The 20,356-nt window shown below is 69.2% G+C and carries 17 protein-coding genes; 14 read left to right on the forward strand and 3 right to left on the reverse strand.

Going from position 1 to position 20,356, the window contains the following annotated elements:
* Positions 1 to 435: 435 nt before the first annotated feature.
* The gene (gene acs / locus QH290_RS02845; RefSeq protein ID WP_280381875.1) at positions 436 to 2,397 is read right to left on the reverse strand and encodes an acetate--CoA ligase; all 1,962 of its coding nucleotides are present in this window, start codon (positions 2,395 to 2,397) and stop codon (positions 436 to 438) included.
* A gap of 337 nt (positions 2,398 to 2,734) precedes the next feature.
* Here acs and QH290_RS02850 point away from each other — a divergent pair, with 337 nt between their 5' ends.
* The 5 genes from QH290_RS02850 to QH290_RS02870 all read left to right on the forward strand — a co-directional run bounded on the left by QH290_RS02850 (position 2,735) and on the right by QH290_RS02870 (position 8,825).
* Positions 2,735 to 4,399 carry a peptide ABC transporter substrate-binding protein gene (locus QH290_RS02850; protein ID WP_425301865.1) on the forward strand — a complete coding sequence of 555 codons (1,665 nt, stop codon included), beginning with the start codon at positions 2,735 to 2,737 and terminating at the stop codon, positions 4,397 to 4,399.
* 22 nt (positions 4,400 to 4,421) lie between these two features.
* The gene (locus tag QH290_RS02855) at positions 4,422 to 5,348 is read left to right on the forward strand and encodes an ABC transporter permease (protein ID WP_280269188.1); all 927 of its coding nucleotides are present in this window, start codon (positions 4,422 to 4,424) and stop codon (positions 5,346 to 5,348) included.
* Positions 5,341 to 6,300, forward strand: a complete 960-nt coding sequence (locus tag QH290_RS02860) for an ABC transporter permease (protein WP_280269187.1) — start codon at positions 5,341 to 5,343, stop codon at positions 6,298 to 6,300. Before QH290_RS02855 ends, QH290_RS02860 begins: the two co-directional genes overlap by 8 nt.
* Positions 6,300 to 7,994 carry a dipeptide ABC transporter ATP-binding protein gene (locus QH290_RS02865; RefSeq protein WP_280269186.1) on the forward strand — a complete coding sequence of 565 codons (1,695 nt, stop codon included), beginning with the start codon at positions 6,300 to 6,302 and terminating at the stop codon, positions 7,992 to 7,994. The genes QH290_RS02860 and QH290_RS02865 overlap by 1 nt, the downstream gene beginning before the upstream one ends.
* A gap of 72 nt (positions 7,995 to 8,066) precedes the next feature.
* On the forward strand, positions 8,067 to 8,825 hold the full coding sequence (locus QH290_RS02870) for a Fic family protein (RefSeq protein WP_280381876.1): 759 nt from the start codon (positions 8,067 to 8,069) through the stop codon (positions 8,823 to 8,825).
* A gap of 424 nt (positions 8,826 to 9,249) precedes the next feature.
* On the opposite strand, the gene QH290_RS02875 is transcribed toward QH290_RS02870, so the two are convergent.
* The gene (locus QH290_RS02875; RefSeq protein WP_280269196.1) at positions 9,250 to 10,029 is read right to left on the reverse strand and encodes an HAD family hydrolase; all 780 of its coding nucleotides are present in this window, start codon (positions 10,027 to 10,029) and stop codon (positions 9,250 to 9,252) included.
* Positions 10,030 to 10,509: 480 nt separating this feature from the next.
* Between QH290_RS02875 and ssd the strand changes: the two genes are divergently transcribed.
* The 8 genes from ssd (at position 10,510) to QH290_RS02915 (ending at position 16,979) form a co-directional block, all read left to right on the forward strand.
* Positions 10,510 to 11,616, forward strand: coding sequence for a septum site-determining protein Ssd (gene ssd / locus QH290_RS02880; protein WP_280381877.1), 1,107 nt, complete (start codon positions 10,510 to 10,512; stop codon positions 11,614 to 11,616).
* A gap of 535 nt (positions 11,617 to 12,151) precedes the next feature.
* Positions 12,152 to 13,339, forward strand: coding sequence for a TadA family conjugal transfer-associated ATPase (locus tag QH290_RS02885; protein WP_280381878.1), 1,188 nt, complete (start codon positions 12,152 to 12,154; stop codon positions 13,337 to 13,339).
* A gap of 490 nt (positions 13,340 to 13,829) precedes the next feature.
* Positions 13,830 to 14,555 (forward strand): hypothetical protein, encoded by a 726-nt coding sequence (locus QH290_RS02890; protein ID WP_342213708.1) that lies wholly within the window; start codon positions 13,830 to 13,832, stop codon positions 14,553 to 14,555.
* Between the two features lie 450 nt (positions 14,556 to 15,005).
* Positions 15,006 to 15,191: a hypothetical protein gene (locus tag QH290_RS02895; protein WP_280381879.1), complete on the forward strand. Its 186-nt coding sequence runs from the start codon at positions 15,006 to 15,008 to the stop codon at positions 15,189 to 15,191.
* Positions 15,192 to 15,361: 170 nt separating this feature from the next.
* On the forward strand, positions 15,362 to 15,889 hold the full coding sequence (locus QH290_RS02900; protein WP_425303543.1) for a type II secretion system F family protein: 528 nt from the start codon (positions 15,362 to 15,364) through the stop codon (positions 15,887 to 15,889).
* A 63-nt stretch (positions 15,890 to 15,952) separates the two neighbouring features.
* Positions 15,953 to 16,159, forward strand: a complete 207-nt coding sequence (locus tag QH290_RS02905; RefSeq protein ID WP_280269167.1) for a DUF4244 domain-containing protein — start codon at positions 15,953 to 15,955, stop codon at positions 16,157 to 16,159.
* Between the two features lie 56 nt (positions 16,160 to 16,215).
* Entirely contained in the window at positions 16,216 to 16,527 is a 312-nt protein-coding gene (locus QH290_RS02910; RefSeq protein ID WP_280269166.1) for a TadE family type IV pilus minor pilin, read from the forward strand.
* Positions 16,524 to 16,979: an Rv3654c family TadE-like protein gene (locus QH290_RS02915; RefSeq protein WP_342213709.1), complete on the forward strand. Its 456-nt coding sequence runs from the start codon at positions 16,524 to 16,526 to the stop codon at positions 16,977 to 16,979. Before QH290_RS02910 ends, QH290_RS02915 begins: the two co-directional genes overlap by 4 nt.
* A 319-nt stretch (positions 16,980 to 17,298) precedes the next feature.
* On the opposite strand, the gene QH290_RS02920 is transcribed toward QH290_RS02915, so the two are convergent.
* Entirely contained in the window at positions 17,299 to 19,695 is a 2,397-nt protein-coding gene (locus QH290_RS02920) for a DEAD/DEAH box helicase (RefSeq protein ID WP_280381880.1), read from the reverse strand.
* 435 nt (positions 19,696 to 20,130) lie between these two features.
* Here QH290_RS02920 and QH290_RS02925 point away from each other — a divergent pair, with 435 nt between their 5' ends.
* On the forward strand, positions 20,131 to 20,337 hold the full coding sequence (locus tag QH290_RS02925) for a cold-shock protein (protein ID WP_019044597.1): 207 nt from the start codon (positions 20,131 to 20,133) through the stop codon (positions 20,335 to 20,337).
* The last annotated feature ends 19 nt before the right edge of the window (positions 20,338 to 20,356 follow it).

The following is a 20,356-nucleotide window of genomic DNA, read 5'->3' on the forward strand; positions in this document are numbered from 1 at the left end:
CTCAAACATTTGAACGGCCTTGCTCCGCGCGGTCCTCCGGCGTGTCGACCACCGGAACGCGTTGCCGCAGAAGGCCGTACGTTTCCGCGCCCAGCACGATCAGCAGCGCACCGACGACGGTGAGGAACAGGGTGCCGGGGCGCCCGGGTCCCCCCCCCGCGCGCTGGGGCGGCGGCCACGTCCCCCTGCAGACCGGGCTCGGGTGCGGAACCGGGACCGCATGGCGCGGGCTTCGCCGCGTCGCGGGAGATCGTGGTGATTTCCTGCGCGGGAACGGCTTTCGGCGGTTGGGCGACCACGGTGACCGGCAGTAGCGCCGCCGCGGTGGCGAGGATCACGACGGCGCGGCGCGCCGGACGTCTGAACGAGAAGGTCATACGGCACCGCCCTCGACGCTGAGGGCACCTTTCGTGTGAGCTGGTCGATCCCGTGCTGCTATCCGGTGGCTCTGCGGGCGCGGATGGCTTCGAAGACGTTGGGGTCGACGAGGGTGGAGGTGTCGCCGAGTTCGCGGCCTTCGGCGACGTCGCGCAGCAGGCGGCGCATGATTTTGCCGGAGCGGGTTTTGGGGAGTTCGGGGACGATGTGGATTTCGCGGGGGCGGGCGATGGGGGAGATTTCGCGGGAGACTTCGGCTTTGAGTTCGTCGATGAGGTCTTGGCCGGTGTCGGTGGCTTCGCCGGTGAGGATGACGAAGGCGACGATGCCCTGGCCGGTGGTGGCGTCGCTGGCGCCGACGACCGCGGCCTCGGCGACGCCGTAGTGCCCGACCAGCGCGGATTCGACCTCGGCGGTGGAGATGCGGTGCCCGGAGACGTTCATGACGTCATCGACACGGCCCAGCACCCACAGGTCGCCGTCGGTGTCGAGTTTGGCGCCGTCCCCGGCGAAGTACCAGCCCTGGTCGGCGTAGCGCGACCAGTAGGTGGCCTGGTAGCGGTCCGGGTCGCCCCAGATACCGCGCAGCATCGACGGCCACGGCTGGTCGAGCACCAGGTAACCGTTGGCCTCGGTCTCACCGAGTGACACCGGACGGCCGTCCTCGTCGACGACCTGCGCGGAGATGCCGGGCAGCGGGGTCATCGCGGCGCCGGGCTTGGCGGCGGTGACCCCGGGCAGCGGGGAGATCATGATGGCACCGGTCTCGGTCTGCCACCACGTATCCACCACCGGGACCCGGTCGGCGCCGATGACCTCCCGGTACCAGCGCCACGCCTCCGGATTGATCGGCTCACCCACCGAGCCGAGCACCCGGATACTGGACAGGTCGTGGGCGGCGGGGATCTCACGGCCCCACTTCATGAACGTGCGCACCAGCGTCGGCGCCGTGTAATAGATGGTGACACCGTACTTTTCGACGATCTGCCAGTGCCGGTGCTCGTCGGGGAAGTTCGGGGTGCCCTCGTACACCACCTGCGTGGCCCGGTTCGACAGCGGCCCGTACACGATGTAGGAGTGCCCGGTCACCCACCCGATATCGGCGGTACACCAATACACGTCCTGCCCGGCCTTGTGATCGAACACCGCATGATGGGTGTAGGACGCCTGGGTCAGATAACCGCCCGAGGTGTGCAGGATACCCTTCGGCTTCCCGGTGGTACCGGAGGTGTAGAGGATGTACAGCGGGTGTTCGGCATCGAAAGCCTGGGCCTCGTGCTCGGGCGACGCCTGCGCCACGGTCTCGTGCCACCACAGATCGCGGCCCTCGGTCCACGGCACCTCGATCCCGGTACGCCGCACCACGAGTACGTGCTCCACGCTCGACGGCGTGCCGCCGCTGGCGTACAGCGCCTCGTCCACGGCCTCCTTCAACGGCGCCGCCTTACCGCGCCGCCACTGCCCGTCGGTGGTGATCACCAGCCGCGCCTCGGCATCATCGACCCGCTGCCGCAAAGCGGACGGCGAGAAACCCGCGAACACCACCGAATGCGTCAACCCCAGCCGCGCGCAGGCGAGCATCGACACGACCGCCTCGGGCACCATCGGCATATAGATCGCAACGCGGTCACCGGCCTCGAGGCCCAGCCCGGTCAGATAGTTCGCGGCGCGCGACACCTCCGCCAGCAGATCGGCGTAGGTGATATCACGGGAATCGCCCGGCTCACCCTCCCAATGAATCGCGACCTGATCACCATGCCCGTCGAGCACATGCCGATCCACACAGTTGTAGGCGACGTTCAACTTCCCGTCGCCGAACCACCGCGCGAACGGTGCGTCGTCCCAATCCAGGACACGGGTGAAAGGCTGATGCCAATACAGCCGCCGGGCCTGCTCCGCCCAGAACGCATCCCGGTCGGCAGCGGCCCGGTCGTAGAGAGACGCATCGGCATTGGCAGCAGCAGCGAACTCCGCGCTCGGCGGATACACATCCCGGTGTTCAGCGGTGGTTTCGGTCATCTCGTCTCTTCCTTCGCCTGCGCTTCGGCCGGGGGTGACCGCGGCCACGTTCCCGACCCTAGTGGACGGTGACCGGGGCGGCGTTCGGTCCCGGTCGGTGGTTGGCCGAATGTTGCACCGCTGACACTTCGGTTCGGCCGACTGCTCAGTGTCCTCGCGTATCGATGATCGAATCGCCAAGTCGGTGCCCGCGCGGTTGTGCAAAATGTGACCTCGACCCGCCGTCATGAGTCGGCCATGTTGCCGGATTGCTAACAAGGCGAACAAACCCCGCGCGAACCGCTGACAACGATCCGCCGGGTAGCTACTGTCCGATTCACCCAGGGTGGAGCGAGGGATGCGTGCCGGAGGATCCCCGCGCGTACTCGACGCTGTGCCCAGCCCTTCCTGGAATCGGGAGATTGCGTTGCGATTCAAGACGATCACCGCGCTGGCCGCGGCAGCATTGGTGGCCACGAGCCTCGCACTGACGGGCTGTTCCTCGGACGGCGGCGACAGCGACATCGTCACCGTGAACGCCGGTGAACCCCAGAACCCGCTGGTGCCCACGAATACCAACGAGAACATGGGCGGTCGCGTGGTCGACCGGCTGTTCGCCGGGCTGAAGTACTACGACGCGAACGGCAAGCCGCACAACGAGATGGCACAGTCGATCGAGACGCCGGACCGGCAGCACTACACGATCAAGATCAAACCGGACTGGAAGTTCACCGACGGCACCACGGTGACGGCCAAATCGTTCGTCGACGCCTGGAACTACGGCGCCCTCGGCACCAACGGCCAGGTGCAGAACTGGGTCTTCGCGCAGATCGCCGGGTACGACGACGTGGCCTCCAATCCGCCCAGGGCGCAGACGATGTCGGGCCTGAAGGTGGTCGACGACCAGACCTTCACCGTCGACCTGAAGCACCCGTCGATCGATTTCGAACTGGAGATGGGCTTCGCCCCGTTCTATCCGCTGCCCGAGGTCGCGTTCAAGGATATGAAGGCGTTCGGGGAGAAGCCGATCGGCAACGGCCCCTACAAGTTCGACAGCTGGGACCACAACGTCAAGATCGAGATGACGCCCAATCCGGACTATCACGGCGGCCGCCCGGCCAAGAACAAGGGCCTGCGGTTCGTGATGTACCAGTCCTTCGAAACCGCCTACGCCGACCTGCAATCCGGCAATCTCGACGCGCTCGATGTCATCCCCGACACCGCGCTGGGCACCTACAAGCAGGACCTGGGTGATCGCGCGATCAGCAAGCCGATCGCCTACAGCCAGCACATCGGCGTGCAGCAGAACGTGCCGCACTTCGCCGGTGAGGAGGGCCTGCTGCGCCGCAAGGCGATCTCGATGGCGATCAACCGGCAGCAGATCGCGGACAACATCTTCCACGGAACCCGCGTTCCCGCAAAGGATTTCACCGCCTTCACCCTCGACGGCTTCCGGGACAACCTGCCCGGCTCGGAGGTGCTGAAGTACAACCCGGACGAGGCCAGGAAGCTGTGGGCGCAGGCCGACGCCATCTCACCGTGGTCGGGCACCTACCAGATCGCCTACAACTCCGACGGCGGCCACCAGGCCTGGATCGAGGCGGTCGCCAACAGCGTGAAGAACACGCTGGGCATCGACGCGGTCGGCGTGCCGTATCCGACGTTCAAGAACATCCGCGACGAGATCAACGCCAAGACCGTCGGGAAGGCGTTCCGCTACGGCTGGCAGGGCGACTATCCGTCGATGTTCGAATTCCTGACCGCGCTGTATCTCACCGGTTCGGGGACCAACAACACCGACTACAGCAGCCCGGAGTTCGACCGGCTGCTGTTCGCCGCGCAGGCCGCGCCCACCCCCGAGCAGGCCTACGACATCGTCGCGCAGGCACAGGCGGTGCTGTTCAAGGACATGGCCGATATCCCGATCTTCGACTACAACGTCGCGGCCGGGCACTCGGACCGGGTGAAGAAGGCCGAGGTCACGTGGAGCGGCCTGTTCGACTTCGAGAACATCGAAAAATAGTCGCCGCTCGATGGAGTGAAACATGGCTTGGTATGTCGTGCGGCGGCTGCTCCAGATGATTCCGGTCTTTCTCGGAGCGACGCTGCTCATCTACGCAATGGTCTTCCTGATCCCCGGCGACCCGATCCGGGCGCTGGCGGGTGACAGGCCGATGACCCCCGCGGTCGAGGCCACGCTGCGGGCCCGGTACCACCTGGATCAGCCGTTCTTCGTGCAATATCTGCAGTACCTGAAGGGCATCCTCACCTTCGACTTCGGCACCTCCTTCTCCGGACGGCCGGTGCGTGCCGAGCTCGCGCGGGCATTTCCGATCACGCTGAAGCTGGCGGTCATGGCGGTCGTCATCGAGGGCGTGTTCGGCGTGCTGTTCGGCCTGATCGCCGGGCTGCGCAAGGGCAAGCTGTTCGATTCGACGATGCTGGTGCTGAGCCTGATCGTCATCGCCGTGCCCATCTTCGTCATCGGCTTCCTCGCGCAGTTCCTGCTCGGGGTGAAGTGGGGGATCGTCCCGGTCACCGTGACCGGCAAGGCCAGCTTCACCGATCTGCTGGTCCCGGCGTTCGTGCTCGGCTCGCTGTCGTTCGCGTATGTCCTTCGGCTGACCCGCAATTCGGTCGCGGAGAACATGACGTCGGACTACGTGCGCACCGCGACCGCCAAGGGTTTGAGCGGGCGGCGGGTGATCGGGGTGCACATCCTGCGGAATTCGATGATTCCGGTGATCACCTTCCTCGGGGCCGATCTCGGCGCGCTGATGGGCGGCGCGGTCGTCACCGAGGGCATCTTCAACATCCCCGGTGTGGGCGGGACGCTGTTCCAGGCGATCACCCGCGGTGAGCCACCCACGGTGGTGGCCTTCGTGACGGTGCTGATCGTGATCTTCCTGATCTCGAACCTGATCGTCGACCTGCTCTACGCCGCACTCGACCCGAGGATCCGCTATGCCTGAGCAGCCGACCGACGTCCGGGAGAGCAGGCCCGGGCAGGAGCATTTCGTGGCACCACCGGACGAGGTGGAGGTGCTGGCCACCGACCGGCTGGACGAGACCTCCACCCCGACCAGCATCTGGCGCGACGCCGGACGGCAGCTGCGGCGCAATCCGATATTCCTCGTGGCGGCGCTGCTGATCGCGATCGTCCTGCTGGTGGTGGTGTGGCCGAGCCTGTTCACCGACCAGGACCCGCGGTACTGCAGCGGTGATTTCAGCATGCGGCCACCCGGCGGCGGCCACCCCTTCGGTTTCGACAAGCAGGGGTGCGACATCTACGCGCGCACCATCTACGGCGCGCGCGCCTCGGTGGTCACCGGTATCGGCGCGACCGTGATGTTCGTGCTGATCGGTGGCGTATTGGGTTCGCTCGCAGGGTATTACGGCGGACTGCTCGATTCGGTGGTGTCGCGCATCGCGGAGATCTTCTACGCGCTGCCGCTGATGCTGGCCGCCATCGTGATCATGCAGCTGCTCGAGTCGCGCACCGTGTGGACGGTGATGCTGATCCTCGCCTCGTTCACCTGGCCGCAGGCCGCGCGCATCGCCCGCGGTGCGGTGATCCAGGCGAAGAACAGCGAATACGTCACGGCGGCAAAGGCATTGGGGGTATCCAGATTCCGGATCCTGCTGCGGCACGTGCTGCCGAACGCGGCCGGACCGCTGATCGTCATCACCACGATCTGGCTCGGGGTGTTCATCGTCACCGAGGCGACGCTGTCGTATCTCGGTGTCGGCCTGTCCCGCACCATCGTGTCCTGGGGTTCGGATATCGCCGCCGACCAGAAGGAGATCCGTACCTCGGCGATCCTGTTCTATCCCGCGACCGCGCTGGCGCTCACCGTCCTCAGCTTCATCATGCTGGGCGACGCGGTGCGCGATGCGCTGGATCCCAAGGCCCGCAAGAGGTGATGGCGATGGACCCACTGCTCGAAGTACGCGATCTCAACGTGTGTTTCACGGCCGAGCGCCAGAAGATACCGGCGGTGCGGGACGTGAGCCTGTCGGTGTATCCGGGGCAGACGGTGGCGATCGTCGGGGAGTCCGGATCGGGCAAGTCGACGACCGCGCACGCGATCGTCGACCTGCTGCCCGGCACCGGCGAATGCACCTCCGGCTCCATCATTTTCGACGGCAAGGATCTGACGAAGGCGTCGAAACGAGACATCGTCGCGGTCCGTGGCCGGGGGATCGGTTTCGTTCCCCAAGACCCGATGTCGAACCTCAACCCGGTGTGGAAGGTCGGCTTCCAGATCCGGGAAACGTTGGAGGCCAACGGAATCGCCAAGGGTAAGGCCGCCCGGGAGCGCTCGATCGAGCTGCTGGACGAGGCCGGGATGTCGGATTCGGCACGGCGGGTGAACCAGTACCCGCACGAGTTCTCCGGCGGAATGCGGCAGCGGGCGCTGATCGCGATCGGACTGTCCTGTCGGCCCAAGCTGCTGATCGCCGACGAGCCGACCTCCGCGCTCGATGTCACCGTGCAGCGGCAGATCCTCGACCATCTCGACGGACTGACCAGCGAGCTCGGCACCGCGGTGCTGCTGATCACGCACGACCTGGGCCTGGCCGCCGAGCGGGCCGAACATCTGGTGGTGATGTATCGCGGCCGGGTCGTGGAATCCGGTCCGGCACTGCAGATTCTGCGTGAGCCACAGCACCTGTACACCAAGAGGCTGGTGAATTCGGCGCCGTCGCTGGCCTCGCAGCGGCTCTCCTCGGTGCGCAAGCGCGCGGAGGTGCGCGAACAGGCCGTGCAGGTCGCCGGTCAGCTGGCCGAGGCGGATGACCAATTCTCCGGCGCCACAGACGATGTCGTCATCGTGGACGAACTCACCAAGGTGTTCAAGATCCGCGGCAGCGCGCCCTGGAAGTCGACCACCATGACCGCCGTCGACGAGGTGTCGTTCCGGCTGCGCCGCGGCACCACCCTCGCCATCGTCGGCGAGTCCGGCTCGGGCAAATCGACTGTGGCGCAGATGGTTCTGGGCCTGCTCGCGCCGACCTCGGGCAGGGTGACCTTCGACGGCCGCGAGGTGGCGAAGCTGGACCGCAAGGCCGCGTTGGCATTTCGGCGCCGCGTGCAGCCGGTGTTCCAGGACCCTTACGGCTCACTGGATCCCATGTATTCGATCTACCGCACCATCGAGGAACCGCTACGCACCCACGGCATCGGCACCTCGAAGGAGCGCGAGGCCACGGTGCGGGACCTGCTCGACAAGGTGTCGCTGCCCGCCTCGGTGATGCGCCGCTACCCCAACGAGCTGTCCGGCGGCCAGCGCCAGCGCGTGGCGATCGCGCGGGCCCTGGCGCTGTCGCCCGAGGTCGTGGTCTGCGACGAGGCGGTATCCGCGCTCGACGTCCTGGTGCAGGCACAGATCCTGAACCTGCTCAACGAGCTGCAGGCCGAGCTGGGCCTGTCCTACCTGTTCATCACCCACGACCTGGCCGTGGTCCGCCAGATCGCCGACGACGTGGTGGTGATGCAGGAGGGAAGGGTCGTGGAGGCGGCGACAACCACCGAGGTCTTCGACAACCCGCAGTCGGCGTACACCCGCCGCCTCCTCGACGCCATCCCGGGGAGGGACCTACTGCGCTCGGCCTGACCGCCGCCCGGCTCGGCCGCACCGCCGGGTTGTGGACCGGGGCCGCGAGCGTCTCGAGTAGCGTGTTCCCTCGTGACCGATGTGCTCCAGCCCCTTGCCGACCTGCCGGGCGTGCGCGCGGCGGCCGATCGCGCGCGCGACGCGCTGGCCGAGGTGCACCGGCACAAGACGAATCGGCGGGGCTGGCCGACCACGGCGGCCGAGGCGGCGCTGCGGGCGGCGCGGTCGTCCTCGGCGATCGACGGCGGTGGTACCGAGCTGTCGGCCGCTACCGGCGACGACCATCCCGCCGATCCGATCCTGGCGGGAGCGCTGCGGGTCGGACAGGCGCTCGACGGCGACGCCCTGCAGAACCTGGTCGGGGTGTGGCAGCGCGCGCCGCTGCAGGCCCTGGCCCGGCTGCATCTGCTGGCCGCCGCCGATCTGGTCGATGATCAGGAGCAGCTCGGCCGACCCCGCTCGGACGCGGGCGTCGCCGAGCGCCTCGACCTGCTCGCTCAGACCGTTCTCACCTCGACCGTCTCCGCGCCGGTGCGGGCCGCCGTGGTGCACGGTGAGCTGCTGGCGTTGCGCCCGTTCGGCAGTGCCGACGGGATCGTCGCCCGTGCCGCGTCAAGGCTGGTTGCCGTGTCGAGCGGGCTCGACCCGCACAGCCTCGGTGTGCCTGAGGTGTTCTGGCTGCGACGGCGGCAGGCGTATCTGGACGCGGCCGCGGGCTTCGGCGGCGGCACGCCGGAGGGCGTCGGCGGATGGGTGATCCTGTGCTGCGGTGCGCTGGAAGACGGTGCGCGCGAGGCCCGTTCGATCGCCGACGCGGCCGCGGCGCAGTAGCGCGATGAACCCCCCGCACATCAAAGCGGGCGGCGTTGTCGTTGACGACCTCACCGCCCGCTAGCACGGATCACCCGGTTACCAAGCGTGCTTTCTGGGTTGTGTTCTGCGGCCTCGGCGATCGTCCGCACCCCGGCGGTTCATCCCCACAACCTGTGCGAGGCCCTCGCCGCCGGAAGCCCGGATTTCGCAGGCCCACAACGCTGCTGCCCTGTCGCGGCGTGCTCCGCGTGGGTGCCTGGCGTCCGTGCTGGGAAGGGTGGGATGGGAGATCGAACCTTCTCTTCCGCTCCGACCTTGGCCTTCCGTCCTTCCGTGGCTCCATTGTTACTCTGTGCCCCCGGTCACAGCAAGAGCTGCGGAAACATTGAAGTAATCGGTGTGTCGCCCGGCGTTTCGTGGTTTTATTGATAGTTGGTGTCAATCAACGCCGCTTCCGAAGCAGCCGGTAACTGATCGCGCCCGCCAGCACCGCGCTCACCCCGACCGCGGCGGTCGCGGCGACGGTGGTCGACGACGGGGCCGGTAGTCGCGCCCACAGCGACACCGGATTCGAGAAGGTCAGCACCGGCCAGCCGCGAGATGTGGCCTCCCGCCGCAGATTTCGGTCCGGATTGACCGCCGTCGGGTGCCCGACCGCGCTGAGCATCGGCAGATCGGTGATCGAATCGGAGTACGCGTAGCACCGGGACAGGTCGTAGCCCTCGGTGGCGGCCAACCGGCGCATGGCCTCCACCTTGCCCTCGCCGTAGCAGTAGAAGTCGACCGCACCCGTGTACCGGCCGTCCGCCACGACCATGCGGGTGGCGGCGGTATGGGTGGCGCCCAGGGCGGCGGCGATCGGGCCGACGATCTCCTCGCCCGACGCCGACACGATCACCACGTCGTGACCCCGGATCTTGTGATCGGCGATCAGGTCCGCCGCCTCGGCGTAGATGAGCGGGTCCACCAGTTCGTGCAGGGTCTCGGCGACGATGGCCTTGACCTGCCCGACGTCCCATCCGGCGCACATCTTGGTGAGGTGCTCGCGCATGCGTTCCATCTGGTCGTGGTCGGCGCCGGAGAGCAGGAACAGGAAGTGGGCGTAGCTGCTCTCCAGCACGGTCCGGCGGTTGAGCAGGCCCTGATCGAAGAACGGCTTGCTGAACACGAACGCGCTGGACTTCGCGATCACCGTCTTGTCCAGGTCGAAGAACGCCGCCACCCGGCTCTGCCGTGCGCTCGGCGCGGGGTGCCGCTGCGTGCCCCCGCCGGTCTCGCCTGTCCGATCCTCCGCAGCTGTCGGGTCGCCCTCGGCCGTCACGGTGTTCAGAATAGGGAGCTTTTCGTCCGCCGTCGTGGTGGGGGCCGGTGGGCGTCCTCCGGTGCTGTTCCCGCGCGGTTTGCCGCCGTTACGCCCGGTGTCCGGCACGAAACTTCCTCGCCGGTGGACTTGCGTTTCCGCCGGGGCCTGGGTGTAGTATTGCTGGCACCTGGACATGGTCCAGGCGCGTTCAGCCCGACCCCCCGGGGCTGAACCCCGACGGCCCCAGCCTCCTCCCCCCCCGGCTGGGGCCGTCCTCTATTTCTGGACGCCCTGTGTGCGTGGTACTCGGCGTGCACCTTTCGCTCACAGCCCCGTAGTTATCCACATTCGGTCCGAGGGTGGTGGTGCGGCCGTGCTCGTCGAGCGAGGCTGGCCTGCATGAATTCCATTGCGGCAAGCCTGGATTGCGGTAGCGAGGCACCGGGACCGGCGCTGGTGCTGGTCACCGATCGGCGCCTGTGCGACGAGGTCGGGCGGGTGGCCGCCGCGGCGGATCGGCGCATCGACGAGGGCCGGATGCCGGTCGGCAGGCACGCCTGGTCCGGTGCGGCGATGGTGATCGTCGACACCGCCACCGCGCAGGCCTGTGCCGCCGCCGGATACCCCCGCCGAGCGGGCGTTGTGCTGGTCGTCGAGGGGGAGCCGGGCCTGCCGGAATGGCAGGCGGCGGCCGCGGCCGGTGCCGAGCGGGTGCTCGCGCTGCCCACCGCCGCCGACCTGCTGATCGAATCCTTCGCCGAGCATGCCCACTGCGGCCGGGGCGACGGCAGCGTGGTCGCCGTGATCGGCGCGCACGGGGGAGCCGGGGCGTCCACGCTCGCCGCGGCCGTCGCGCACACCGCGGCCGTCGCCCGGTTCCGGCACGACACGATCCTGGTCGACGGCGCTCCGCTCGGCGGCGGGGCCGACCTGCTGCTCGGCATCGAATCGGTCCCCGGGTTGCGCTGGCCGGATCTCGTCGTCGAGCAGGGCCGGGTCGCCGCCGCGGCACTGCACGACGCGCTGCCCGCCGCGGCGCCCGGGCTCGCCGTACTCGCGTGCGGGCGCGTGGTGGGCGATGCCGTCCCCGCCGAGTTGGGGCCGGGTGCGGTGCGCGCGGTGATCGAGGCGGGCCGCTCCGCGGGCGACCTGGTGGTCTGCGACGTCTCCGGGGAGCGCGGCCCACACGCCGACCAGATGCTCGACGCCGCCGATCTGGTGGTGCTGGTCGTCCCCGCCCGGTTGCGCTCCGTGGCGGCTGCCCGTGCCGTGGTCGCCCACACTCGCCGCCGAAACCCCAACCAGGGCGTGATAATTCGCGGTCCCGCTCCGGGCGGGTTGCGTGGCGGTGAGGTGGCCGCGGCGCTCGGCGTGCCGCTGCTGGCCGCGGTCCGGGCGCAGCCCCGGCTCCCGGCGCGGCTCGAGCGCGGTGGCCTGGGCGTACCGCGCGGCCCATTGCGTACGGCGGCCGACGCCGTGCTGGATGTGCTGGACGGGGGTGCGTGATGAATCTTTCGGTCATCACCCGCCGCGAGTCTACCGCGCAGCTGCTTGAACGTTTCGCTCATGGGCAGCGAAATCGACTGCGGCACTGGCACATCAGTGGCACAGTCGCGGTGCTGGGCATCGCTGTGGAGCGCCACGGCGCGGATGAACTCGGGCGTCGGCGGCCAGCGGGCCCGGTGCGGTCGCAGTCTCCTGCGTCGCGGTCCGGCCTCGGGCGGAAATGTGGAGTCCGCCGCCGCGCAGGGAGCCCCGGGCCGCTCGCCCTCGTAGCTGTGCATCGCTCGGAGTTGTTCGACACGGTCGCGGCCGCGCGCCCCGGGCCACTCGGCCCCGTAGCTGTCCCGCGCCCTTCGCAGCCGTTCGACATGGTCGCGGCCGCGCGCCCCGAGTCGCTCGGCCTCGTAGCTGTTCTGCGGCCTTCGCAGCCGTTCGACATGGTCGCGGCTCGGCAGCTGGTGCAGGTCGCTGTCCTGCGCAAATGCCGAATGCGCCGAGTGGCGGTACAGGCCGCTGCCGCGTGGTGGAAGGTCCGCCGATGAGCGCGCTCGTGACCACGGACCTGCTGGACCGAGTGCGGGAGCGGCTCGCCGCGCAGGCCGGTGATCCGGATCCGGCCCGGCTGGCCGCGGCGATTCGCGCCGAATCCGGTGGCGTCCTGGGGGATACCGACCTGCTGCGGGTGCTGCGGCTGTTGCAGACGGAGCTGACCGGGGCGGGCGTGCTGGAGCCGCTGCTGCACGATCCCGAGGTCTCGGATGTGCTGGTCACGGCGCCGGACGCGGTGTGGGTGGACCGTGGCCAAGGCCTGCGGCGTACGGCGGTGACGTTTCCCGACGAGCACGCGGTGCGTCGGCTGGCGCAACGGCTGGCCCTGGCCGCCGACCGGCGCCTCGACGATGCGCAGCCGTGGGTCGACGGGCGGCTGCCGGGATTCGAAGGGGCGCTGGGGAATTCGTTCGGCGTGCGGTTACATGCGGTGCTGGCGCCGATCGCGCACGGCGGCACCTGCCTGTCACTGCGGGTGCTGCGACCGGCCAGCCAGGGGCTGGATGCGCTGAGCGCCTCGGGTTCGGTGCCTGCCGAGGCAAAGTCGTTGCTGGAGGCCATCATTCGCGCGCGACTCGCCTTCCTCGTCGTGGGCGGGACCGGGGCGGGCAAAACCACCCTGCTGTCCGCCATGCTCGCGAAAGTCGCCGCGGCGGAACGCATCGTCTGTGTCGAGGACGCGGCCGAGCTCGCCCCGCCGCATCCGCATGTGGTGCGGCTGGTCGCCCGGGCGGCGAACGTGGAGGGCGCGGGCGCGGTCACCGTGCGCGACCTGGTCCGGCAGGCCCTGCGCATGCGTCCCGACCGTATCGTCATCGGCGAGGTGCGCGGCGCCGAGGTAGTGGATCTGCTGACCGCCCTCAACACCGGCCACGACGGCGGTGCCGGAACCGTCCACGCCAACTCGCCGCGGGAGGTGCCCGCCCGATTGGAGGCGCTGGCCGCGCTGGGCGGGATGGGCCGAGCCGCCCTGCACAGCCAGCTCGCCGCCGCGGTCCAGGCCGTCCTGCATATGCACCGGTGTGCCGACGGCACCCGCGCCCTGCGCGAGATCGGTCTCGTGGTCCGCGACGCCAGCGGCCAGGTCCATATCGAACCCGCCTGGTGCGCAGAAGGATCCGACGCCCCCGCAGCCCCCGACCTCGAACGCCTACTCACCGATCGGCTCGCCCGGTGAACGGGCCACGCCGCCGCCTGGCTGATGCCCCGGCCCTCATCGGCCGTGCGGTTGCGAGCGGATCACGCACCGGTGCGCTCGAGGTCCTCGACGCCAACCGCGCACCACAGCCCGGCATAGCCTGTCGTTGCGAAAACCCCCGCGCCCGCCGACCACCCCGTGGGCAGCGGTCCAGTAATTCCGACCTACCCATATTCCCGTTCGGTGGGTTGTGCCGGTGCCCGGTCGGTGGGCTGTGGCGGTGCCCGGTCGGTGGGCCCTGCCGGTGCCCGGTCGGTGAGTTGTGCCTGTACGCGGGAGGTCGGACGTGAGCGCGGCCCTTGTCTGCCTGGCGTTGGCGGTGGGGCTCTTGCCCGCGCCTGCGGGACGGCGTCGTTTCACTCGGGTATTCGGCGGCACACGAAGGACGCGAAAAGTACCACCGGGATTCATATTTCGCATCGGGGCTGTACTAGCCGTGGCCGGTGCCGCGGTAGCGGGGATCGGCCCGTTGCTCGCGGTTGCCGCGGGAGTCGGCACGGCGGCCGTGCGCATGCGCCGCTCCCGTCGCGATCGGGAGCGCGCTGCCGAATGCGTGGCGCTGGCGGAGGGACTCGATACGGTCGTCGGCGAACTGAGAGTCGGCGCCCACCCGAGCGCCGCCGCGGCTGCGGCCGCGGATGCGATGTGCGACATGCCGAATGGGCGGTATGGCAACTCGCCACCGACGCGGAACCCCGCGGGCATCGCCGACCGAGTCGAACCCGGCCGTCTCGGGCCGTCGGCCGAACCGGTAGGCCGCGCCCGTGGCGCAGCCACCAGGGCATTCGCGGTCTGCTCGGCACGCAGTCGGTTGGGCGGCTCGGCGGCGGCCGGTTTGCGCGATCCGAACGCGGTGATCGCCACCGAGCTGTCCCGCATCGCGGATGCCTGGGATGTCGCGGACAGGCACGGTCTGGCCCTCGCCGACCTGCTCGCCGCGGCCCGCGCAGACCTGCTGAGCCGCAGGCGATTCCGCGACCGCACCGTGGCCGCCCTGGCCGGTGCCCGGGCCACCGCCACCGTCCTCGCCGGACTCCCACTCCTGGGCATCGCACTCGGCCAGCTACTCGGCGCCGCCCCACTGCGAGTCCTGCTGACCCCCGGCCTCGGCACCATCCTGCTCCCCCTGGGCACCGCCTTGATCTGCGCCGGACTCCTATGGACCGACACGATCACCCGAAGGGTCATGACATGACCCCAAACCAACCCCCTTGTCCCCCTTACCCCGTCCCCACACGACCTCGCCGCGCGGCCTCGCCGCCCATCGGGAGACGACCGGGCCTGCCCGAGCAGAAAAGGAGCGGTTGTGCCCACTTCCGTGCCCCCGATCCTCCTCCGACCCGTCGCCGCACGTGCCCGCGCGACATGAACGGCAACCGCAACCCGTCGCCTGGTTGGGGCGGCGAGGCTACTCGAGCGGAGGAGCAGTGTTGTGTCCACATCCGTGATTCCGTTGCCGCCCTGGCCTGTTGCCGCATGCATGCGCGAGGCGTGGGCGGTGAGCGGGGTTTGTCGCCATGGCGGGCACGGTGCGGCCGCTCGAGCGGGGGAGGAGCGGTAGTGGCACCTTGCGTGATTCCGTTGCTGCCCTGGCCTGTTGCCGCATGTGTGTGCGAGGCGTGGGCGGTGAGCGGGGTTTGTCGCCATGGCGGGCACGGTGCGGCCGCTCGAGCGGAGGGGAGCGGTTGTGGTGGCTTCGGTGATTTCGGTGCTGCTCTGGTCCGTTGCCGCGTGGGTGCGCGAGGAGTTGGCGGTGAGCGGGGTTTGTCGCCAGGTCCGGGGGACGGTTGTCGTCGGAGGGATGAAGGAGCGGATGTGGCGGGTGGCGTGATTCCTTTACTGCTCTTGGCTGTTGCCGCGTTGGTGGTGCCCCGAGGCGTTACGTCCGGGGCGCGGCTGTCGGCGTTACCGGGTGGGGCGGGCGGTCCGGTGGTGCGCGCATCGCGTGGCGGGTTGGGGGGTCCGGTGGTGCGCGTACTGCGTGCTGGGCGGGGCGGTTCGGTGGTACGCACATCGCGTGCTGGGCGGGATCGTCCGCCGAGACGCCTGCCGGGCGGTGGCTCTGCCTGCGCGGATCCACTGGCCACCGCCTCGGTTCTCGAGCTGCTGGCGGCATGTCTGCGGGCGGGTTTGCCGATCGGGTCCGCCGCTCGGGCCGTGGCGCCCGCCGCGCCCGCGCCGATAGGTGACGCACTGCGCCGTGCCGCCGACCTGATGACGCTCGGGGCGGACCCCATCGACGCCTGGGAGCGGGTCGCGGGCGAGGCGGGTGGTGACGAGATCCGCGCGTTGGCCCGGCTGGTGCGCCGCTCTGCCCGATCCGGTGCCGCGCTGGCGGCCGCGGTATCCGACCTGGCCGAACAGTGCCGCGGCACCGTCGAGGACGCGACCATAGCCCGCGCCGAGCGGGCCGGGGTGCTGATCAGCGGACCGCTCGGCCTGTGTTTCCTTCCCGCATTCGTGTGCCTGGGCATCGTCCCGGTGGTCGCGGGCCTGGCCGACCGGGTGCTCGAGGGCGGGGTGCTGTGAACACACGGGAGCCTCGGCGCGGACCGGCCGCGCCTGTGGAGGAGAAAGGGGACAACGGTGCGCTTGGCAGTTCGTTCTGCGGTACTGGAGGTGCGCTCGCGCCTGATCCAGGCGGCGGTGGCCGACGACGGCATGAGTACCGCCGAATACGCGATCGGCACCATCGCCGCGGCGGCGTTCGGTGCGGTGCTGTACACGGTGGTCACCGGCGATTCGATCGTGAACGCCCTGACCCGGATCATCGATCGGGCCCTCAACACCGAGGTGTAGGGGAAGGGCGCGAGGCACGTTCGGCCGCAACGGATTACGGTCGCGATGCGGGTGCGGTGACCGTGGAGGCGGCGATCGCCCTGGCCGCGCTCGTCTCCGCGGTGCTGCTGTGCCTCGGCGGCCTGCTGGCGGCGCCGACCCAGGTCCGCTGCGTCGACGCCGCCCGCGAGGCGGCTCGCCTGGTCGCCCGCGGCGCCGACTCCGACGCGCTGCCCGCAGCCCGCCGGATCGCGCCGCGCGGCGCCGAAATCACCATCCGAACAGACGGAGACCAGGTCATCGCGATCGTCACCGCGGGCACCCCCTTGCTCCCCCTCCAACTACGCGCCGAAGCGGTCGCCGTCCTGGAACCGGGAGAACCGGGATGATCGCCCCACGCCAACACACCGTCCACCCCGGCCACGCGACAGAACGCGGCGACCAACCACCGTGCACCGACCGCCCCGGGTGCGCGAAGGGATGCGGTGATGCGGGCATCGCTACGGTTGCGGCGTGTCTTGTGTTGGCTGCGCTGCTTGCGGGGACGCTGTTGATCGCGCATGTCGGGGGTGTGGTTGTGGCGCGTCATCGGGCGCAGGCGGCGGCGGACCTGAGTGCTCTCGCGGCGGCGGGCGCACTGGACGAGGGGGCCGAGGCCGGATGTGTACGGGCCGATGAGCTGGCCCGGCGTATGCGCGTGCGGGTGCGCGCCTGCGAGGTCGTCGGGTGGGAGGTGACCGTCACCGTGACGACCGCGGTGTCGGTGGGACCGCTGGGCACCCGCGCGGTCAGTGCCACGGCGCGCGCCGGTCCCGTGACCGAGTCCGGTGAGCAGTCGTGAACGATCTTGAATACCGGACGGTTGGTAATAGAAAGAATGCGTGACCCAAGCCACATCGCGCGCGGGATAGTGTCCGAGGTTGTCGAATTCGCGCCACCCCGGAATTCTGGTATCGCCGCTTTTCAATTTGTCCACGACTCGCTATTCGAGCGAATCGGCGGGATGGCTCGAATCGCAAGAGCAATGCCTCAGTTAACATGAGCACATTCCTCTTTATTAATTTGTTGAAGTGTCATCGGTGATGTGGCTCGCTCGGCCGACAGCTCATTCGGCCCCGGACACATCGTTGCGCTGCCGTCTCACGATGATGACCGCACCGTCACGTTTCGGGCGCATCGCCGTGATCGGGCGGATCGTCCGGCAGTTCCGCCAGCACCGCGGTCAGCAGCGCCGCGGCGCCGCGCTTGTCCAGCGGATGATTTCCGTTGCCGCACTTGGGCGACTGCACACAGGACGGACAGCCGCTGGGGCACCCGCACGACTCGATGACCGCGCGCGTGGCCGCCAGCCAGGTCCGCAGGCGGTCGAACCCGCGCTCGGCGAATCCCGCACCTCCGGGATGTCCGTCGTAGACGAAGACGGTGGGCAGTCCGGTGTCGGGATGGTCGGCGGTGGACACCCCGCCGATATCCCACCGATCGCAGCTGGCGACCAGTGGCAGCATCCCGATCGCGGCGTGCTCGGCGGCATGCAGCGCGCCCGGCACCCGCTTCGGCTCGATCCCGGCCCGCGCCAGCAGGGCGGGGGTGACCGTATAGAACACCGCCCTGGTGGCGAGCGTCTGCTCCGGCAGCTCCAGCTCCACCAGATCCAGCACCTCGCCGGTCGGCAGCCTGCGCAGATATCCCACCACCTGGCGGCTCACCCGGACCTGCGCCAGCGCCGCGGTGACCGCGCCGTGGACGCGCACGGTGGTCACCGCGTCGACGGCGATCGATGTGACGGCCCGGGCGCTGGTCGTCCATCCGGGCTGGTCGGCATGCACGAATGCCACGCCGGCGTCCAGGTCCAGCTCGTCGACCACATAGGTCTCGCCCTGATGCAGATGTACCGCGCCCGGGTGCACGGTCGCCGCGGCGCGGCCCGCGTCGGTGGTGCCGAGCAGGCGCCCGCTCTCCTCGTCGACGATGGCCACCGGCGTCCCGATGCCGCCGCGCACGTCGACGGCGTCGTGCGGCTGGTCCGTCGCCGTGGCGAACCAGCGCGCCGGGCCCTTGTTCGTGGTCCGGCGCCGGATCAGTCCCTGTGCGGCGAACTCGGCGACCAGCTCGGCACCGCCGAACTCGTCCACTTCGGCATCGGTGAGCGGCCGCTCCAAGGCCGCGCACAGCAGATGCGGGCCCAATACATAGGGATTGCGCGGATCGGTGATGGTGGCCTCGACGGGCCGCCCGAGCAGGGCGTGCGGGTGGTGCACCAGATACATATCGAGCGGATCGTCGCGCGCGACCAGCAGCACCAGCGACCCCTGCGCCCGACGTCCGGCCCGCCCGGCCTGCTGCCAGAACGAGGCGACCGTGCCCGGAAATCCGGTGATCACCACGGCATCCAGCCCGGCGATGTCCACACCGAGTTCCAGCGCGGTCGTGGTCGCGGCGCCCAGCAGCGAACCGTCGGACAGCCCCGCCTCCAGCTCCCGGCGATCCTCGGCGAGGTACCCGGCTCGGTAGGCGGACACCCGGGCGGCCAGCTCCGGGTCGACCTCGGCCAGCATGCGGCGGGTTTCCAGCGCCACCACCTCGGCCGCCCGGCGCGATCGCACGAATGTCAGCGTGCGGGCGCCCTCGGCGATCAGATCGGTCATGATGCGGGCCGCCTCCACGGTCGACGGCCGCCGCACCGGGGCGCCGTTCTCACCGCTGACCTGGGGCAGCAGGCCGGGTTCCCACAGCGCCACGGTGCGCGCACCCTGCGGTGAGCCGTCCTCGGTCACCGCGACGCAGGGCGCCCCGACGAGCCTGGATGCGGCGGCCGCCGGGTCGGCCGTGGTGGCCGAGCACAGCACGAACACCGGGTCGGCGCCGTAGTGCGCGGCGATCCGCCGCAGCCGCCGCAGGACAAGCGCCACGTGCGATCCGAACACCCCGCGATAGGCGTGGCATTCATCGACGACCACGTAGCGCAGCTGCCGCAACACCCGCGCCCAGCGCTGATGCGATCGGAGAATCCCCAGGTGCAACATGTCCGGATTGGTGAAGATCCAGCGGGCATTGGCCCGAACCCACTGCCGTACCTCGGCCGGAGTATCCCCGTCGTAGGTGGCCGGATGGATATCGCGCAGCGGGCCCTCGTGCGTGAGGGCCCCGATCGCGCGCAGCTGGTCCGCGCCCAGCGCCTTGGTGGGGGACAGATACAGCGCGGTCGCCCGCGAATCCTGTTGCAGCGCGGTCAGGACGGGCAGCTGGTAACCGAGCGACTTGCCCGATGCGGTCCCGGTGCACACCACGACGTGCCGTCCGCTCGCGGCCAGTTCGGCCGTGCGAGTCTGATGCGACCACGGTTCCCGCACGCCCGTTTCCCGCAGTGCGGCGACCACCTCCGGCGTCACCCACGAGGGCCAGGTTGTGACCCGTGCCGCGCGCGCGGGCAACTCGGTCACGTGAGTGAGACGGGCGTCTCCGTCCGGTAGTCCGAAAAGGACACGATTCAGCAACGATCGACCAAAGCTCGAATGGTCGAGTGGACGAACTGGAGCGGACGGGTCGGTCGGATTCATCGAGCTGAGACCACGACACGCAGGGAATGTGTGAATCGTGTGTGTCGCAAGAGCCCTACCTGCCTTTTCACTACCGAGTAGCGATCTGCGTCACAGCCTGTTTGCCTGACGCTCGCTCGGTTATCCGGAAGCAAACCTACTCCAAGTCTGGATTTGGGCATTGTGCCCCTCACCTGCGCATTCGCAAGATCATCTTTTTTGCAAATTGTCGGTAACTCGACTGTTGAATTGCTCGGAGACATGGTTCACTGGTTCCTGGTCGCAAGCTTCTGTGTTCGAGGGAACGGATCCAAAGTCCAAACCATCAGCAGGATCGATGTTGCGAACGGTGTGCTTGATGCTTCCTGCAGGGGGAACAGAGTACAGCGGTCGGAACGGACCCGGTGGACGAACCAAACTTGTCCGCCGTTCCGGTATGGAAAGAGAAGGAACAGAATGGCACAGGGAACTGTGAAGTGGTTCAACGCGGAGAAGGGGTTCGGCTTCATCGCGCCCGAGGACGGCTCCGCTGACGTCTTCGTCCACTACTCCGAGATCCAGGGGACGGGCTTCCGCACCCTCGAGGAGAACCAGAAGGTCGAATTCGAGGTAGGCCAGGGCACCAAGGGCCCGCAGGCCACCGGAGTTCGCGCGCTCAGCTGAGCGGGCAACCCAACAAGGT

Source organism: Nocardia wallacei (assembly GCF_029869545.1).
GTDB classification, from domain to species: Bacteria; Actinomycetota; Actinomycetes; order Mycobacteriales; family Mycobacteriaceae; genus Nocardia; species Nocardia wallacei_A.